The following is a 15,419-nucleotide window of genomic DNA, read 5'->3' as shown; positions in this document are numbered from 1 at the left end:
TGCGGCTCAAGGAATCAAATGACTGCTGTCGCTGCGCTTGAAATGGATTTTGCAGGGCCGACGAAGTAGGAACTGCGCGGCAGGTCCAGTTCGCTGAGCAGCTCCGCCAGGGTATAGGTCGCTCTGAGGGCATCAACCAGCTGTGTCTTCTCCCGGTTCGTCAGCTGCTGTCGGTCGATGCCCAGTTCTTTTTTTTAGCAGTTCATTCGCCTTCTTCAGCAGGTCCTTCTCGAGCTGCAGACGCCTGATGTCGCGCCGCAGGGCCTCGACCTGTTGTTCCAGTTCGGCTCGATCAGAGTTTGACGGGGCATCTTGCTGGCGCTTCATGGGTACGGGTGCGTCGTGGCCGAGCAACTGATTCTTCCACTTGTACAGCGAGCCTCGGGACACGCCCACATCGTCGGCCACCGCTTGCGCGCTTGCCGGGCGCATGCACAAGGCGATGACAGCGGACTGCTTGGCTTCCGGCGCCAGTTCAGCGACTCGACCAGTGGCGCGGGCACGCCCCTGCGGATGGGCCTGTTCGATCCACGCAGACAACAGATCCCGCGAGGGATAGCCCAGCGCTTTGATCGTCGCCACGATGCAGCGACCGTGCTCGAGATAGTGCTCGACGGCACGATCCTTCTGCGCTTGGGAGTACATCGGCTGGCGCGTATAACCGGCGGACAAGTCGCCGCGCTTCTCGTACTCGCGATACCAGTCCTTCAAGGCGTTCTCGGTCGGGTAGCCGAGCTGGCGAATCGTCAAGCCGACGCGCTTGCCCAGCTTGATGTAGAGCCGTATGGCGCGAAGCCGATCTTCGTATGAGTACATGAACTACCTCCAGGTAGTCCAAGAAATCGTCCGCACCCCCGGTGGCTCAAATTTGGATCGGCGCCAACACTCATTGCCATGCGATGTCAGAGACAGCTGTTCTCCCATCGGCGCGTGCCGGGAAAGCAGCGCCGGGGGCCTTGGCCAGGATGGGCTGCCAGTCGGCCTGCCATCGCCTGAGCGCAGCGTCACTGCCGCGGAAAGTCAGGTCCAGGAACGCCAGAGAGAGCTCGGCGGTCGCTGCCTTCACCTTCGGATTCAACGCCGCGCCGCCCGTGAGGGAACGGTCGGTGAAGACGCTGTGCGAGCCGCCTTGGAAGACTGCGAGCAGCTTGCGAGGGTCGGCGATGGCGTCGAACACGGCCAGCCGATCGACCAGGCCCGAGCGGTAGCCGGGAATCTCGATCACGTCGTCGGTGGCCGTCACATGGACCGTCGGCATCGACACATGGGCGAGCACTGTTGCCAAGTCGGCTTCGCCGTAGAACGGCGGTGCAGAGATGACGATGGCGGCCGAGAAGCGGGGATCGTGGCAGTCGACCGTGCGGCCCTGCCGGACCACCTGTGCCCCTGCGATCAGCAGCGTGGTGTTCGCGCCGTATGAGTGGCCGGCCGCGACAAGGCGACGAGGGTCCACGGCGGCACCAAGCGCACCGGTTTCATCGGAAAGCATGCGGTCCAGCGCAAAGCGCATGTCGGCGGCCCGGGCCATCGCCTCGCTTTCCTGTGCCGCCGCCTGCAACCGGCCCACCACGCCGAACGGGTTGCCGCGCCAAAGCGCGGCGTCGCTGCCAACATGCTGCACGTGCAGGCTTGCCACGCCCCGGGATGACCAATGCTTGCCAAGGTAGCTGTACCCCTGCCGCGAGCCGCCGATGCCGTGGGAGAACACGACCAGTGGCACCCTGGTCGTGGGCGACAGATCGGCTGGCCAGTACAGGCGTGAAGGCACGGGACGTGAACGTTGCGCGTCGACCCAGTCGAAGTCGTGCACCCGGTACGGCGGCACGGCAGGCTGCGCCCGCACCAACGCCGGCAACGGAAGAGCTGTTGTGGCCAACAGGGCGCAAAGCCTTCGCCGCCGCGGGTCCGCCGGCGCGCCGGTGCCGGTAATCAAAAGCCGGCTCCGGTGAGCCTGGCCGATTCAACCCACAGGCGCGCCGCATCCTTCTCGTCGAGTGCCTGGAGTGGCATTCGGGCTGCAGCGGGGTGGCCCCGTGTCTCGCTGAGCCTGTCGGGGCCGTAGTAGCCGCCGCCTTTGGCCTGGGGCGCGGTTGCAGCGTAGAGCGTGGGCAGGGCCCCTTGCGCGGCAGGCTGAAACAGGAACCACAAGAAGCGGCGAATCATGGCTTGAGGGCTGGCAGCGCCGGCGCCGTTGGGCAGCAGGTCCGTGCGCGCGATGCCCGGATGCGCGGCGACACTTTGCAGGCCCCAGCCGTTGGCGTCGCTCTGGCGCTGAAGCTCGAACGCGAACATCAGGCAGGCCAGCTTGGATTGGCCGTAGGCCACCATGGGCTTGTAGCCGCGCTCGGATTGCAGGTCGTCGAAATGCAAGGCGCCCGCTCGGGCTGCGACGCTGGACAGGCTGACGACACGTGGCTGGCTGCCCTTTCGCAGCAGGGGAAGCAGGTGTGCGGTCAGCGCGAAGTGGCCGAGGTGGTTGGTGCCGAGCTGCAGCTCAAAGCCGTCGACCGTCAGCTCGCGCCGTGGCGGCGCCATGACGGCGGCATTGTTGATGAGCAGGTCCAGGCTGCCCTGAGTGGTGCGCAGCCTCGCAGCGAACGCCTTGATGGTCTCAAGGCTGGCGAGGTCCACGGGCTCGAAGCTCACCTCGGCCGCCGGCACGCTGCGCCGTATCGCTTCGACTGCAGCGGCGCCCTTTTGAGGATTGCGCCCGGCAATGATGACCCGCGCACCAGCCCGGGCGAGCGCCAATGCGTCGTGGAAGCCCAGGCCTCCAGTGCCGGTGACGACCGCGGCGCGGCCTGTTTGCGGGGGGATGTCAGATGCGGTCCAGGGCGCCATGTGTCCTCGTGTATGGTATCTTGGATGCAGAAATAACTGCACTAAGTGCAGTTTGTACCGCACTTGGTGCAAATACACAAGAGCCCTTCCATGTCGGAAACGTCCCACCTGGCGCCTGGCGCGTCCACCGAAGGCCTGCGAGAGCGCAAGCGACGCGAGACGCGCGACCGAATCGCCGAAACCGCCCTGCGCCTGTTCCTCGCCAACGGCTTCGAAGGCACGACGCTGGACGTCATCGCCGCCGAATCGGGCATTTCCCGGCGCACCTTCTTCTCGTACTTCAAGTCCAAGGACGACATCCTGCTGTTCTCGCAGGACGTCCATTGGCGAGCCATCTACGCCGACTTGTTGAAGACTTCGCCGGACGTGCCGCCACTGGATGCCGTGCGGGACATCTTCGTGAAGCACATGGCGCGCTACAGCACCGAAGAGATGGTGGCCATCGACACGCTGATGCGGTCAAGCGCCACGCTCCAGTCGCGCAAGCAGGCCTTTTACGCGGAGCAGGAACAGGTGCTTTTTTCGCAGCTTTGCGAAGTCTGGCGCCAGCCAGAGCGTCGCACCGCGCTGCGCATGGTGGCCATGGTGTCGATGGGGGCGATGCGGCTGACGGCACAGACCTGGCACGAGCAGCCCAGTCCCAGAAAGCCGATGGCCAAGCTGCTGCGTGAAACCTTCGAGAGCCTGAAGTCCGAGCTTTGAACCCAAGGTCTTGCCGGGCCGGTTCTCGGCCGCCCTCGCGGGCCAGGCGCGCCCGCGATCAGGCGCCGCTTGTCGCACGGGCTACAGCAGCGCCAGGATTTCCTTGCGCTTTTGCTGGTATTCCTCTTCGCTGATCAGGCCGCGCTCGCGCAGCCGCTTCAGGGTCAGCAGGCGCTGCTCGATCTCGTCGGCCGAGACGGCCTCGCGTGCGCGCGGCGCAGGGAGCGTCGCGGCCGCGGCAGGCGAGGGCATCGGCACCGCTGCGGCGGGTGCCGCAGCGCTTGGCATCACCAGCGGCACTTCCAGCCAGTCGGAGCGCTTGCTTGCCGCGGAAGCGCTTTGCAGCACGGCGTTTCCGGCCTTCGCGCGGGCGCCGAATTCGAAGTCAGGCCGGGTGTGCGTGCCGCGGGCACGGTCGAAGAAATCGAACCGTGCGTCGTGCACGATCAATTGCAAGGCGCCGCCCTGGACGAACAAGCGGGCGGTCACCGCGCTGGGGACGAAGAAGCTGCCATCGTCCCGCCGAGCCGACGAGACGAAGACGACATCGTCGGAGGGGGCCGCAATCGCGAGCGCCTTCGAAAGCGATTCGGCAAGGTCCTTGAGCTCGCCGTTGCTGAACAGGGGCGCGTCGGCGTTGGCGGTCTGCGAACGGATCGCCCTCAGCTGCGCCAGCAGCAGATCGGCGGGCACCCGGGTCGGGTGCTGGTTGGGTGCTGCGCCAGCCTCGATGGACACGAGCCGCACCTCGGAATAGTCGCCAAGCGTCCAGGTGCGCTGGCGAGCGGGCGCGCTGGACGCGGCCTGCTGCGCGGCACTGGAAAGCGACCCGATGCCCGCATGAACCGGCGCGGCGACGGCGATTGCCGCACCTGCCATCAGCACGACGCGAGCAGTTTGACAGAGCTTGGTTTTCATGGCGCAAACGATAGCACCGTCGCCTGGTCGGGGCTGCGAAGCGATTCAAACCGTGCTCACGTCGCGCAAGGCGCTGGTGAAGTCTCGCCTGCAGGCGGCAACTTTGGCCAAGCCTGGTTGCATGCTTGCGAAACCGGCCACGCCGCATTTGCAGACGGCGCTTGGCGGCTTGCTGCGATCAGGACGCCGAGGCAGGCCCTTCCTGCGGCGGCCAGTGGTGGGTTTCGGCCTGGCACGACACGCACCAGGCATAGAGTGCGTCGTACATCACCAGGCCGTGCCGCAGCATCTCGTGGTCATCGGCAAAGGTCTTGGACAGGCCCAGCGAGATGGCGTATAGGCCGGCCGATTGCGGCGCCAGGTCCAGGCGCGAGGTGTCGGCGCCCCGCACGATGGTGGCCAGCTGGGCGAGCGCGGGTTGCTGCAACTGGTACTTCGCAAGGAAGGCATCGAAGCTGCAGAGCTCGCCCACGTGGGTCATCTCCACGCCGGGAATGTCATAAGGCACCGCGCCGGTTTGCCGGGCGACTTCCAGCACCTGACTTGCCGGCACGTAGAGGAATTCGGGCGCCTTGTCGATGAAGCGGGCGATCAGCCACGGGCAGGCGATGCGGTCGATCTTCGGGCGTTCGCGGGTGACCCATTTCATGAGCCGGCTCCTTTGTCCTGCGTTGGCAAGTCTTTGCGCAGCAGGGGACGAGTCTGGATGTTCACGGCAGCCCCCGGGATGGTGACGCGAATGGATGCTGTCGCTCGGGTTGTGGCATTCAGGCGCCTGAATGAACCATCAGCGGATGCACCACCAGGCCGATCAGCGCAGCCGAGACGACGATGACCGGCTCGGTGACCTTCTTGAAGCGCCACAGCACCAGGGCCGTGACCAGCGCCAGCACGGCGGTCACCCAGTCGGTGATGGAGCGCTGGCCGATGACGATCACGGCGCCGGCAATGGCCCCGATGGCCGCGGCCGTGACGCCATCGACAAAGGCCACGATGGCGGGCCGCTTGCCGTACTTCTTGAAGTACGGCGCCGGCAGCACCGTCAGCAGGTAGCAGGGCAGGAAGGTGGCCACGGCGGCCACCACCGCGCCCCAGAAGCCGGCCACCAGGTAGCCGATGAAGCCAGTGGTGATCACGACGGGGCCGGGGGTGATCATGGCCACGGCCACCGCGTCGACGAATTGCCGGTCGGTCAGCCAGCCGTATTCCTTGACCACGCCGCTGTACAGGAAGGGCACGATGGCCAGGCCGCTGCCGAACACGAAGCTGCCGGCATAGGCGAAGTAGGCGCCGATCTTGGCCAGCTTGGCGGTGTCCACCGTGTCCAGCGCGAACATCGCCACCAGCGGCGCGGCAACACCGTTGACGCTGCCGCGCTTGAGCCAGGCCGGCGGCACACGCCAGAACCAGACCAGCACGCCCGCGCCGAGGAACAGCCAGATCACTTCGGACTGGGTGATGACCGTGACCGCCAGGCTGACCGCGAAGATGGCCCACAGCAGCTTGTCCTTGCCGATGTTCTTGGTCGTGAGCTTGTAGGCGCTCATCGCGATGATGCCGATCACCGCCGCGCCGACACCGTAGAAAACAGCCTGCATCCAGCCGATGCCGCCGAACGAGACATAGGCGGTGCCCAGAGCCACCACCATCACGAAGGACGGCAGCACAAAGGCCAGCCCGACCAGGGTTGCACCGGTCAGGCGGTAGTGGGCGTAGCCCAGGTAGATCGCCAGCTGGGCCGCCAGCGGTCCGGGCATCAGCTGGGCGATGGCCATGCCTTCCTTGTAGTCGGCCTCGGTGAACCAGCGGCGTTTCTCCACCAGGTCGCGGTACATGTAGCCGACCAGGGCCACCGGGCCGCCGAAGCCCCAGGTGCCCAGGCCCAGCATGTAGGCCACAAGCTGCCAGAGCGTGTAGGAGGGCTGCGCGGGCAGGTCGATCGGTGGGCTTGTCGGGTCGCTCATGGGGTTCTCCTTCTCCTCAGGTCCTGTTCTTGGTGGGGTCGCGCTGAAAGTAGGCGTGGAGGGAATCGAGCACAGTGGCCATCTCGGCCAGCAGCGCGTCGTCGTCGTCGCCGAGGCGCTCGCGAGCGCCCGACAGCACGGCCTCGAAGCCCAGCGCCTCGGGCACCGGCTCGCCGCCCACGTCGAGCTGGTGGACCATCGCGGCCAGGCGGCCGAGCGCCGCGTCGCCTTCGAGGCCGAAGCTGAGCATCAGCGTCTCGAAGGTCACGAAGTGGTCGACGTGCGAGAAGCTCGCACCATCGAAGTCGAAGCCCAGCGCGTCGGCAGGGCAGTCCGCCGGTTGCTGCAGCCACAGGAAACGCGCCTGAGGGTCGATGAAGCGGCGGATCAGCCACGCGCTGGCAACGCGGTCGACCCACAAGCGCCGCCGAGTCGCCCAGAGGCGCCCCTGGTAGGCGTCGGCGCGCAAGCGAGGCACCTGGCCTTCGACTTCCTGCGGCTCGTTCGGTGACAACAGCCGCTCCACGCGGCGGCTGAAATCCGTCCAAGCGGCGTCTGCTTCCAGGCTGGCGTCGCCAGGGAAGAAGTCGATGGCGCGCAGCGCGTGGAAGTCGCGGTGCAGCTTTCTTTGCAGCCGCGCCAGTTCTGAGGGCGCGAGGCCAGGCAGCGTGGCTGCTGCCTTCTTCCAGGCCGCGATGAGCGCTGCGTAGTCCTCGGAGCGGTCGAACAAGGCCGGAAAGGCCAGCGCTTCGTCGGCCCCGGTGGGGCTGGCTTCCATGGTCCAGGCGCTGCCGCCTTCGCGAAGACAGGCCTCGGCGAGCTCCCGCAGCGCGGCCTCGTGCCCGGCTCGGCGCGGCAGCAGGTAGACGCCGTCACGCAAGGCGGCGCAGCCCTGGGCCTTGAGCGCGCGCCAGATCCGCATCCGGGCGGTGGCGCTTTGCGTGGGCAGCGAGAGGACCAGCAGCAGCCAGGCCCCGGCGGGAGAAGGATTCATGTAGTTGATGCTACATATGTGTAGTGATCAATACAAGGCTCTTTCCTGGAGCCGCCTTTGCCGCGTTGGGGCGCTGGCAGCGGGTGCTTGGCATGCCTTTCCAACGGCTTTCGCATATGAAACCACTGGCAAGTTTCCTGCTTGAATGTTCGGCCGCACCCAGCGGCCCAGAACCATTCATGCAGAGGGATTGCCATGTCGAAAGCCGAGCGCCGCCACCCCGCCAGCCCGTTCGCCGGGCACCGGGCCCTGCTGATTTCCTTGATGCTGGGAGGACTGCTGGCACCGGCTGCAGGATGGGCGCAGCTCAAGCCGGGCTTCGCGCCGAACGAGGCCCAAGCCTCTGCGCGCACCGATCTGATCGATCTCGAATTCAGTGCCTCACGCAACATGTTCACCTGGTGCGACTACAAGGGGCACTTGTGGGTGGGCACGATTGACCCGGTGACCGGAAACTTCCTGAAGCCGACCTACCGCATGCTGGATTCGGATGCCATCACGCCCCAGGAGATGAACATCACCACCAATGGGCCGGAGTGGATCTCCACCGCCACCGGCGACCATGTGGTCTACACCAAGTTCGCAGGAGGCGTCTCGAAGGCTTCGACCGCCCGCCTGGCCATGGTGGAAGGCAGCGCCGATGGCAGCACCTGGGGCACACCGACCCTGCTTGGACCGGACGCCGGCCGCAACGCACCGTATGCGAGCGACGACGATGGCGACCCGAATCCGCGCATCAGCTACGTGGACGCCAAGAACAACCACTACTGGCGCTACGTCTACCAGGCAGCCTCCGAGGCCAAGGTCCAGGGCATGGCGCGCACGCCCAAGCCGGTTTCGGTGCGCTTCACCAAGGGTTATGCCGGGCTGGTCTATGCGCAGGCTGTGAACGGCATCAACCAGGTCTTCCTCGAGCACCTGGACAGCGGCAGGCTGGTGCAGATCACCAACGACGATGGCGCCAAGGACGAGCGCACCGTGCCCTGGGTCTGGCGGGCGCCGGAGTACGGCAACAAGCTGACGCTGATGAGCACGGTCAACGGCAACGAGCTGCGGTTCTTCCAGCAGGCGGACGGAGACGGCCTGGGCGACAGCCCGTGGTCACCGATTGGCAGCGTGATGCTGCCGGAGGGCGGCACCGTGGCTTCGCCGGAGCCGTTCACCTACAACGGCAACTCCTATGTGGTGTTGGCGATCAAGAGCGTGCCAAACGACTACCCGTCGGCCATCTACGTCGCCGCAATCGCCCCCACCGCTTCGCCGCGGCTGTGGAAGGTCTCCGATGACAGCGCCCTGCGCATCCGCATGGATCCAGAGGTGTTCATCACCGGCGGCGGTCCCGTGGTGTTCTACAACCGGTTCAATCCGGCGGTGAATCCAGACTCACCGTACTGCGCCGACTGCTCCGAAGGCGTGTGGCGAGCCAGCACCGGGCTTTGACGGCGGCGGGTGCTTGCGCCGGATCCGGCAGTCCGGTGTGCCGCCGCGTGGGTTGTCGCACAGACCTGGGCGCCAAGAGGGCAGAGGCTACGTGTCTTTCAACCCACCGGAAGGCTCGTCATGAAGACCGATTCGCAGCTGCAGCAGGACGTGATGGCCGAGCTCAGGTGGGAGCCCGCGGTGCATGCGACGCAGATCGGCGTCGAGGTGGAGGACGGCGTGGTCACCCTGGCCGGCGAGGTCAGCAGCCATGTGGAGAAGTGGAATGCGGAGCGCGCCGCGCAGCGTGTCAACGGCATCCGGGGGCTGGCCGTCGAGCTGGAGGTCAAGCTGGGCGCGCTCGACAAGCGCACCGATGTCGACATCGCGCAGTCGGCCCGGAACATCCTGAGCTGGACCGGTTCCCTGCCCGAGGACGCCGTGAAGGTGCTGGTCGAGCAGGGTTGGCTGACGCTGTCTGGCGAGGTGGAGTGGCAATTCCAGCGCGAGGATGCCGCGGAAAGTCTGCGCAGCCTGCCCGGCCTCACGGGGGTGAGCAACCAGATCGGCATCAAGCCCTCGCCCTCGGCCACGGTCGTCAAGGCGGAGATCGAGGCCACCCTTCGCCGCAGCGCCGCCGCCGATGCGAAGGCCATTGGCGTCGAAGTCCACGGTACCAGCGTGACCCTCACAGGGGCGGTGCACAGCTGGGCCGAGCGTGATTCGGCGACCCGCTCCGCCTGGGGCAGCCCCGGCGTTCGCAAGGTCATCGACAAGATGAGCCTGGTCTACTGAACCCTCAGGTCTCCACTTCGCAGCCAGGAACCACCACCATGAAGACCGACCGCCAACTGCAGCAGGACGTCAGCGCTGAACTCGGATGGGAACCCTCGGTGCACGCTGCGCGCATCGGGGTCGAAGTGAAGGACGGCATCGTCACGCTGGCCGGGCGGGTCGATTCATACGCCGAGAAATGGACCGCGGAACGCACGGCCCAGCGAGTGTCTGGCGTCAATGCCCTGGCCACCCGCTTGAAGGTGCAGCTCCCTGGCTTCAGCAAGCGCACCGATGCTGACATCGCCGGCGCTGTGCAGCACGTGCTGGCATGGACCGCCGAGCTGCCCGCCGGTGCCCTGCAGGTGAGGGTCGAAGGCGGCCATGTCACGCTTTCCGGCCTGGTGGACTGGCACTACCAGAAGCAGCAGGCCACACAAAGCGTTCGCCGCTTGATGGGCGTGCTGGGCCTCAGCGACGAGATCGGCATCCAGCCTTCGGTGGTGGTCACGGTCATCAAGTCGGACATCGAAGCCGCGCTCAACCGTGTGGCCATCCTGGATGCCGGGAAGATTGCCGTCGCCGTGCAGAACGCCGAGATCACGCTGACCGGAACGATCCGGAACTGGGCCGAACGCGAAACGGCCTTGGGCACCGCATGGGCCACGCCCGGCGTGCACAAGGTCGTGGACCTGATGAAGCTGGCGCACTGAGCGCCGGGCGCTTCTCAGCTCAGCTCGTTGACGGCCTCTTCCGCGCGGCGGTGGCATTCGAGGGTCAGCGTGCGGGCCTTGTTGGCGTCATGGCGGGCGATGGCCGTCACGAGCTTGCGCCTGTCGGCGGCCAACAGGCCGGTGGCCTGGCGCCAGCGCTTGACCGAGCCGCCGGCCAGCTGGCGGGTCATGTCGATCTGCAGGCCGGAGAGGAACTTGCAGGTCGCGATCAGCAAGGCGTTGTGGGAAGCATCGGCCAGGCCGTCCAGGAAACGCTTCAGGCCGACTTCAAAATCCTCGCAGGTGCTGCCTTGCTCGATCTGGGTCAGGGCATCCTGCATGTTCGTGATCTGTGCCTCGGTGCCACGCACGGCGGCCAGTTCTGCGGCATGTGCATTCAGCGCCGACAGCACGCCCAGCACATCCTGCGTGCCGATCTTCTCCAGCTTGATCATCGAGTCCAGGGACTGGGCAATGAGTTGTCCGGCGTCGGCCGTCACGTAGGCCCCGCTGCCGTGCCGCACTTCCACCATGTGGATGGTCGCCAGCGCCCGGATGGCTTCACGCACCGTGGCGCCGCTCACCTGGTAGGAGGCCGCCATTTCACGCTCGGTGGGCAGCTTGTCGCCACGCGAAAATTCACGGCTGAGGATGCGTTCGCGCAGATCGTCCAGGATTTGTTCGGCGGCGCCGCCGCGCGCGAGCGGGCGGAGACCCGGGGTCTGCAGGGTTTTCACGGCGGGGCGATTTGCGCGCGTCACTTGATGAATCTGATTATGCATGGGCCTTGTTGCCCCAACCGGCCCCACCCGGCCCCGCCCAGGCTCAGGCCGGCGTGCCGTGCAGCAGCTGCAGCCCGGTGATGGCCGTGCCCACCGAGACGATCTGCACGATGCCGGAAGCCACTTCCTCGTTGTCGCCGTCCACCAGGTAGGCCACATGGGCCGGCTGCTGCTGCAGGCCCAGGCCATAGTGCAGCGTGCTGCTGGCGGCGCGGGCCTGGGCAATCACTTCGGGCAGCAGCGCACGCTCGAAGAGGTAAAGCCCGGCCATCGAAGCGTCCATCAGCTTGTCGAACAATGGCCAGGCCAGCCGCACTTCGTCGAGTTGCAGCAGCCCGCAATGGCTGGGCACCAGCCAGGACAGCAGCCGCAGCGCGCCACGCGTCACCGATTCGCTGAACAGCAGCGTCACCCCCGGCAGCGCGGCCAGATCGCGGTAGCACTGCGCCGTTTGCGCCCCCGTGCCGAAGATCACGCAGCTTAGCTCTGGGTGCGCCGCAGCGTAGGCTGCCAGCGCCTGAACGTTGGCCTGCACGTCACTGGACTGGACCGCGGTGGTGCTGAGCGTGGCGATGGTTTCCATGCCGTCGAGGAAGCCGTGCTGAAGCATTGCGTTTTGTGCCCATGTCGCCGCGCCTCAGCGGCAGAACGAAGAGGTCGGCCGAAGGGTGACCACCTTTTGATTCGGGACAACCTACCGCCAGAACTCCCACCATCTGCTTTGGCGGCCGGGTCCTTGACCGCGAGTCGAGGCGAGTGTTTCAAATCCGTTGCCTGCAAGGCCCGGTGTTTCTTCGTCGTGCTTGAAACCGGCAATGCTTTGGGCCAGCTGGAGTGGCACCTCGAAGAAGAAGTCGACCTCCTGCGCAGCCGAGTCCTCCACATCCTGCAAACGCTTCGCGGCCTGGAGGATTTCGTCAAACGATGCCGGCAGGCTTCCTTGGGTCACCAGGTGCCGCCGGGATTCTTGTCCGTCATGCTCGGCGCTCCATGCCATCTTGCCGGCGCGCCAGCAGGCGGCTTGGCAGTGCATGACGTGTTCTTCCACGGCGCAGGCCACGATGTCATGTTTCTCCGAATGGGCCGCGAGAAAACCCGGCGAGAGGATGGCGTGTTCGTCGCCCCTTGCGACCACCAAATACCCCTTGCCTGGCAGTTCGGCACCTTGCAATGGTTGGCTGGCCAGCGTTGCGAACTTACCCGTTGGCGTGAACCCCAGGTCCTCGGTCATTTGCCGGGCCGTGGCGCCCATGATGGCAATCCATGAAATGTTGAATCCCATGCGCTGTCAGCCTTTGAGTGGGCCAGTTTGGACCCTCGAGAGTCTAAAGGGCACCCGGTGAGGGCACGCGGGGATCATTTGTTGCACCCGCAGTCGTCGCCCGCCGCTCGGCCTGCGGCACCGCCCGCCGCACCACCGGCAGCACCGCCTGCCGCGGCCCCGGCTCTTTCGAAGAATGGATAGGTCCATCTCTCCACGTGATAGGCGTCGCCCATCGCCGCCGCTGCGCGCCGCTGCGCGGCAGTGAGTCCTGCCGTTCCGAACTTGGACTCGACGTAGTAGGAAACGCCCCGGATGGAACGCCAGGTGCTGTCGACGAATGTTGTCTGACCTGGAATGGACTGCGAGTTGCGGGCGGCCGTCTGGACGCTTCCCTTCAGCGTGTTGCTCACGACGGAAAGGGCTTCGCCAATCTGTCCTTTCGTGCCGTTGGAAAGGCCGCGCAAGGCACTCGTCAGGCCCTTGCCGCCAAGACCGCCGCCGAGGGCACCCAAGGCGGTGGAGGCCGCCAGGCGGCCCAGGCTGACACAGTGGAGGTTGCCGCCGTTTTCGATCAACTGCGACACCAGGTCCACGCCGAAACCGATGGCGGCGCCAACGCACCAAGGGCACTGCCCGGTCGGGTCGCTTTGATTGACTGGATTGTTGCCTGCGTAGGCGTAAAGATTCAGCCCGCCCGTTTCCCCGATGGGATCTCGCGACAGCCATCGCCCGGCCGCCGGGTTGTAGGCGCGGTACTGCGTGAGGTACAGGCCGCTGGTGGGGTGATAGAACATTCCGGCGTAGCGGAAGTCGGTGCTGGTGGCCGTGCCACCGCTGGCCGCCAGATTGCCGTAGGCGTCGTAGTCCAGCGAGCCCAGCACGTTGCCGTTGGCAATGTTGGTGGTGTTGCGCACCGAGCCGAGCTGGTCGCGGTCGTAGTAGGTTTTGGCCGAGTTGGATGGCCGGTATTCACCGTCGGCGTAGTAGAGCCGCGTCACGGCATCCGATGCATCTCGTGCCTGGCACAACTCCGCGCCGCACCACAGGTAGCGCGTCTCGGTCGTCGTGCTGCCGTTGGTCTCGACGATGGCCACGCGCCGGCCCAGGCCGTCGTAGCGGAACTGCGTCTTCAGCGCGGCATTGTTCTTGTAAAGGATGGTGGCCAGCCGGCCGGCACCGTCCCAGGTGTAGGTGCGCTTGCCATCGTCGGTGATGTTGCCGCCGCCGTCATGGGTCACGTTGGCACCAGCCAGCTTCAGCAGCTGGTTGTTGACGCCAAAGGTGGCGGCCGAGGTGCCACCGCCTGGCAACGTGAGGCTGGTGAGGTTGTCGGCCGGGTCGTAGGTGTAGGTGGAGGCGTCGCCCGGCGAGGCCGTTAGCGCGGTCACTCGGTCCTCCGCGTCGTAACCGGGTGTCCAGTTGCGCGCGACCCCGGCGATCGTGGTGTCGGCAATGCCGACGTGGCGGCCCAGCGCGTCGCTGGTGTATTGGTAGCCGCGTGTGCCCAGGTGGGCGAGGCCTTTCAGGCGCCGGTCGTTGACATTGGTGTCATAGGTGAACGTGGTCTTGGCTTTGGTGCCGATGGCGAGGGTCAGCAGCTGCTCGGTTTCGCCCAGGTAGGTGTAAGCGCTGCTGCCCAGCGCGCTCTGTCCGGACAGTGCGCGGTCCAGTGCGTCGTAGGCCACGCTCTCCACCGTCCCGGCCACCGTGCGATTGATCATGCGGCCCAGCTTGTCGTAGCCGTAGACGATATCGTCGTTGGTGTACGGGCCGTCCTCCTTGCTCAGTTGCAAGGCGCCCAGCGTGCCGACCGCGCCGTACTGGTATTGCGTGGTGCCCGTGCCGTCGGTCATGGACTTGATCCGCGAGAACACCGGGTCGTAGCTGAAGCTGACGGTCGGTGTGCTGACAGAGCCACCGCTGTACGCGATGCTGGCGAGCTGATTGTCTTTGCGGTAGCTGAAGGTTTGCGTGCGGCCTTCTGCGTCGGTGCGAGACTTGAGTCGCCCGCCGTAGGTTTCCCAGGCCAGGGTTTCGACACTGCCATCGGCGTAGGTCTTGCCAATGGGCCGACCTTGCAGGTCTCGTTGCCAACTTGTCACGTTGCCCTTGGGGTCGGTGATCGAGAGAAGTTGGCCGTTGCGGTAGTAGCCGTAACTCACGGTGCGCAGCAGCGCGTCGACCACGCCGGTCAGCCGGCGATTGGCGTCAATCACGTAGCTGGTGAGTCGCCCGCTTCGGTCGGTGTAGCTGCTGAGGTCCAGCTTGTCGTAGGTGCGCAGCTCGGTGCTGCCATCCGGATAGGTGGTGGTGGTGGGCCTGTCGAATGCGTCGTAGGCGTAGCTCACCGTCCGGCCTTCGGAATCGGTCGCAGTTGCCACGTGACCCTGGCCGTCATAGGCATAGGACAGGGCCGTCTTGGCGTTTGGATTGGTGATGGTCTGCAGTTGGCCCAGCGCGTCGTACTGCATGCTCCACACCTGCCCGAGCGCATCGGTCTTGGTGAGAAGTTGCCCGGCCGGGTTGTAGGTGTACTGCGTCACCTGTCCCGCTGCGTCGGTGTAAGTCAGCGGCAGGTGCTGGCTGTTGTAGGTGTACTGAGCGGTGACGTAGTAGTTGCCGTTCTTGTCGCGTATCCGCACCCGGGTCACGTCGATGCCGTTGCCATTGCCGTAGCTGTACTGCGTGTAGCGGCCTTCAGGGTCGGTGACCGAGGCGATGTTGCCCGTCTGGTTGTACAGCACGGTGGTGAGCTGCGTGCTGCCGTCGTCCAGCACTCGGCCGATCTGCCAAGGTTGGTTGTAGGTGCCAGATGTGAGGCCGCTGTCATTGGGCGTACGCAGCCACAGCCGGCCTTCCAGCGGATCCAGGCTCGACGCAGCCGCGCTGGACGAATAGCTGAAGTTCACCATGTCGTGGTACCAGTGCTGCACCTTGGCCTGGGTGTAGTCGCCGGCGGCCAGCTGGTAGGCGTGCTTGTCCCAGTAGAAGGTGTTGCGGTAGTACAGGTACTGGTTGTCGTTGTCCATGCCCGCGGGCATACCGCGC

14 protein-coding genes and 1 pseudogene are annotated in these 15,419 nt (G+C 65.9%); 4 read left to right on the top strand and 11 right to left on the bottom strand.

Annotated elements, in window-relative coordinates; translation table 11 throughout:
• Window positions 1-62: 62 nt before the first annotated feature.
• The 3 genes and pseudogenes from FKP22_RS06535 to FKP22_RS06525 form a co-directional block, all read right to left on the bottom strand.
• Window positions 63-816 (bottom strand): annotated as a pseudogene (locus FKP22_RS06535) (IS3 family transposase); the annotation flags it as partial.
• 70 nt (window positions 817-886) lie between these two features.
• Window positions 887-1,855, bottom strand: coding sequence for an alpha/beta hydrolase family protein (locus FKP22_RS06530; RefSeq protein ID WP_211361318.1), 969 nt, complete (start codon window positions 1,853-1,855; stop codon window positions 887-889).
• Between the two features lie 74 nt (window positions 1,856-1,929).
• Window positions 1,930-2,949, bottom strand: a complete 1,020-nt coding sequence (locus tag FKP22_RS06525) for an SDR family oxidoreductase (protein WP_233446811.1) — start codon at window positions 2,947-2,949, stop codon at window positions 1,930-1,932.
• On the opposite strand from FKP22_RS06525, the gene FKP22_RS06520 reads away from it, so the two are divergent.
• Window positions 2,932-3,543 carry a TetR/AcrR family transcriptional regulator gene (locus FKP22_RS06520; protein WP_141286328.1) on the top strand — a complete coding sequence of 204 codons (612 nt, stop codon included), beginning with the start codon at window positions 2,932-2,934 and terminating at the stop codon, window positions 3,541-3,543. The genes FKP22_RS06525 and FKP22_RS06520 overlap by 18 nt on opposite strands.
• Before the next feature lie 81 nt (window positions 3,544-3,624).
• Here FKP22_RS06520 and FKP22_RS06515 read toward each other — a convergent pair whose 3' ends face one another.
• From FKP22_RS06515 to FKP22_RS06500, 4 genes are all read right to left on the bottom strand, one after another.
• Window positions 3,625-4,461 (bottom strand): SHOCT domain-containing protein, encoded by an 837-nt coding sequence (locus FKP22_RS06515; protein ID WP_211361317.1) that lies wholly within the window; start codon window positions 4,459-4,461, stop codon window positions 3,625-3,627.
• A 178-nt stretch (window positions 4,462-4,639) separates the two neighbouring features.
• Window positions 4,640-5,110 (bottom strand): chromate resistance protein ChrB domain-containing protein, encoded by a 471-nt coding sequence (locus FKP22_RS06510; RefSeq protein ID WP_141286327.1) that lies wholly within the window; start codon window positions 5,108-5,110, stop codon window positions 4,640-4,642.
• Between the two features lie 118 nt (window positions 5,111-5,228).
• A complete protein-coding gene (locus FKP22_RS06505) occupies window positions 5,229-6,425 on the bottom strand; it encodes a chromate transporter (RefSeq protein WP_141286325.1) in 1,197 nt (398 codons plus the stop codon).
• Between the two features lie 16 nt (window positions 6,426-6,441).
• On the bottom strand, window positions 6,442-7,419 hold the full coding sequence (locus FKP22_RS06500; protein WP_141286323.1) for a chromate resistance protein ChrB domain-containing protein: 978 nt from the start codon (window positions 7,417-7,419) through the stop codon (window positions 6,442-6,444).
• A 195-nt stretch (window positions 7,420-7,614) separates the two neighbouring features.
• Here FKP22_RS06500 and FKP22_RS06495 point away from each other — a divergent pair, with 195 nt between their 5' ends.
• The 3 genes from FKP22_RS06495 (at window position 7,615) to FKP22_RS06485 (ending at window position 10,325) form a co-directional block, all read left to right on the top strand.
• A complete protein-coding gene (locus FKP22_RS06495; RefSeq protein WP_141286321.1) occupies window positions 7,615-8,859 on the top strand; it encodes a hypothetical protein in 1,245 nt (414 codons plus the stop codon).
• A 120-nt stretch (window positions 8,860-8,979) separates the two neighbouring features.
• Window positions 8,980-9,633, top strand: coding sequence for a BON domain-containing protein (locus tag FKP22_RS06490; protein ID WP_141286319.1), 654 nt, complete (start codon window positions 8,980-8,982; stop codon window positions 9,631-9,633).
• A gap of 38 nt (window positions 9,634-9,671) precedes the next feature.
• Window positions 9,672-10,325, top strand: coding sequence for a BON domain-containing protein (locus FKP22_RS06485; RefSeq protein WP_141286317.1), 654 nt, complete (start codon window positions 9,672-9,674; stop codon window positions 10,323-10,325).
• 14 nt (window positions 10,326-10,339) lie between these two features.
• On the opposite strand, the gene FKP22_RS06480 is transcribed toward FKP22_RS06485, so the two are convergent.
• From FKP22_RS06480 to FKP22_RS06470, 4 genes are all read right to left on the bottom strand, one after another.
• Window positions 10,340-11,062: a FadR/GntR family transcriptional regulator gene (locus FKP22_RS06480; protein ID WP_170200785.1), complete on the bottom strand. Its 723-nt coding sequence runs from the start codon at window positions 11,060-11,062 to the stop codon at window positions 10,340-10,342.
• 88 nt (window positions 11,063-11,150) lie between these two features.
• Window positions 11,151-11,717, bottom strand: a complete 567-nt coding sequence (locus FKP22_RS31840) for a hypothetical protein (RefSeq protein WP_170200784.1) — start codon at window positions 11,715-11,717, stop codon at window positions 11,151-11,153.
• 84 nt (window positions 11,718-11,801) lie between these two features.
• On the bottom strand, window positions 11,802-12,389 hold the full coding sequence (locus FKP22_RS06475; protein ID WP_141286313.1) for a hypothetical protein: 588 nt from the start codon (window positions 12,387-12,389) through the stop codon (window positions 11,802-11,804).
• Window positions 12,390-12,463: 74 nt separating this feature from the next.
• Window positions 12,464-15,419 (bottom strand): RHS repeat-associated core domain-containing protein (locus FKP22_RS06470; protein WP_141286311.1); only part of this gene is annotated, 2,956 nt, incomplete at its 5' end.

Source organism: Ideonella azotifigens, assembly GCF_006519715.1.
GTDB classification, from domain to species: Bacteria; Pseudomonadota; Gammaproteobacteria; order Burkholderiales; family Burkholderiaceae_C; genus Ideonella; species Ideonella azotifigens.
This window is presented reverse-complemented; position numbering and strand designations above follow the sequence as displayed.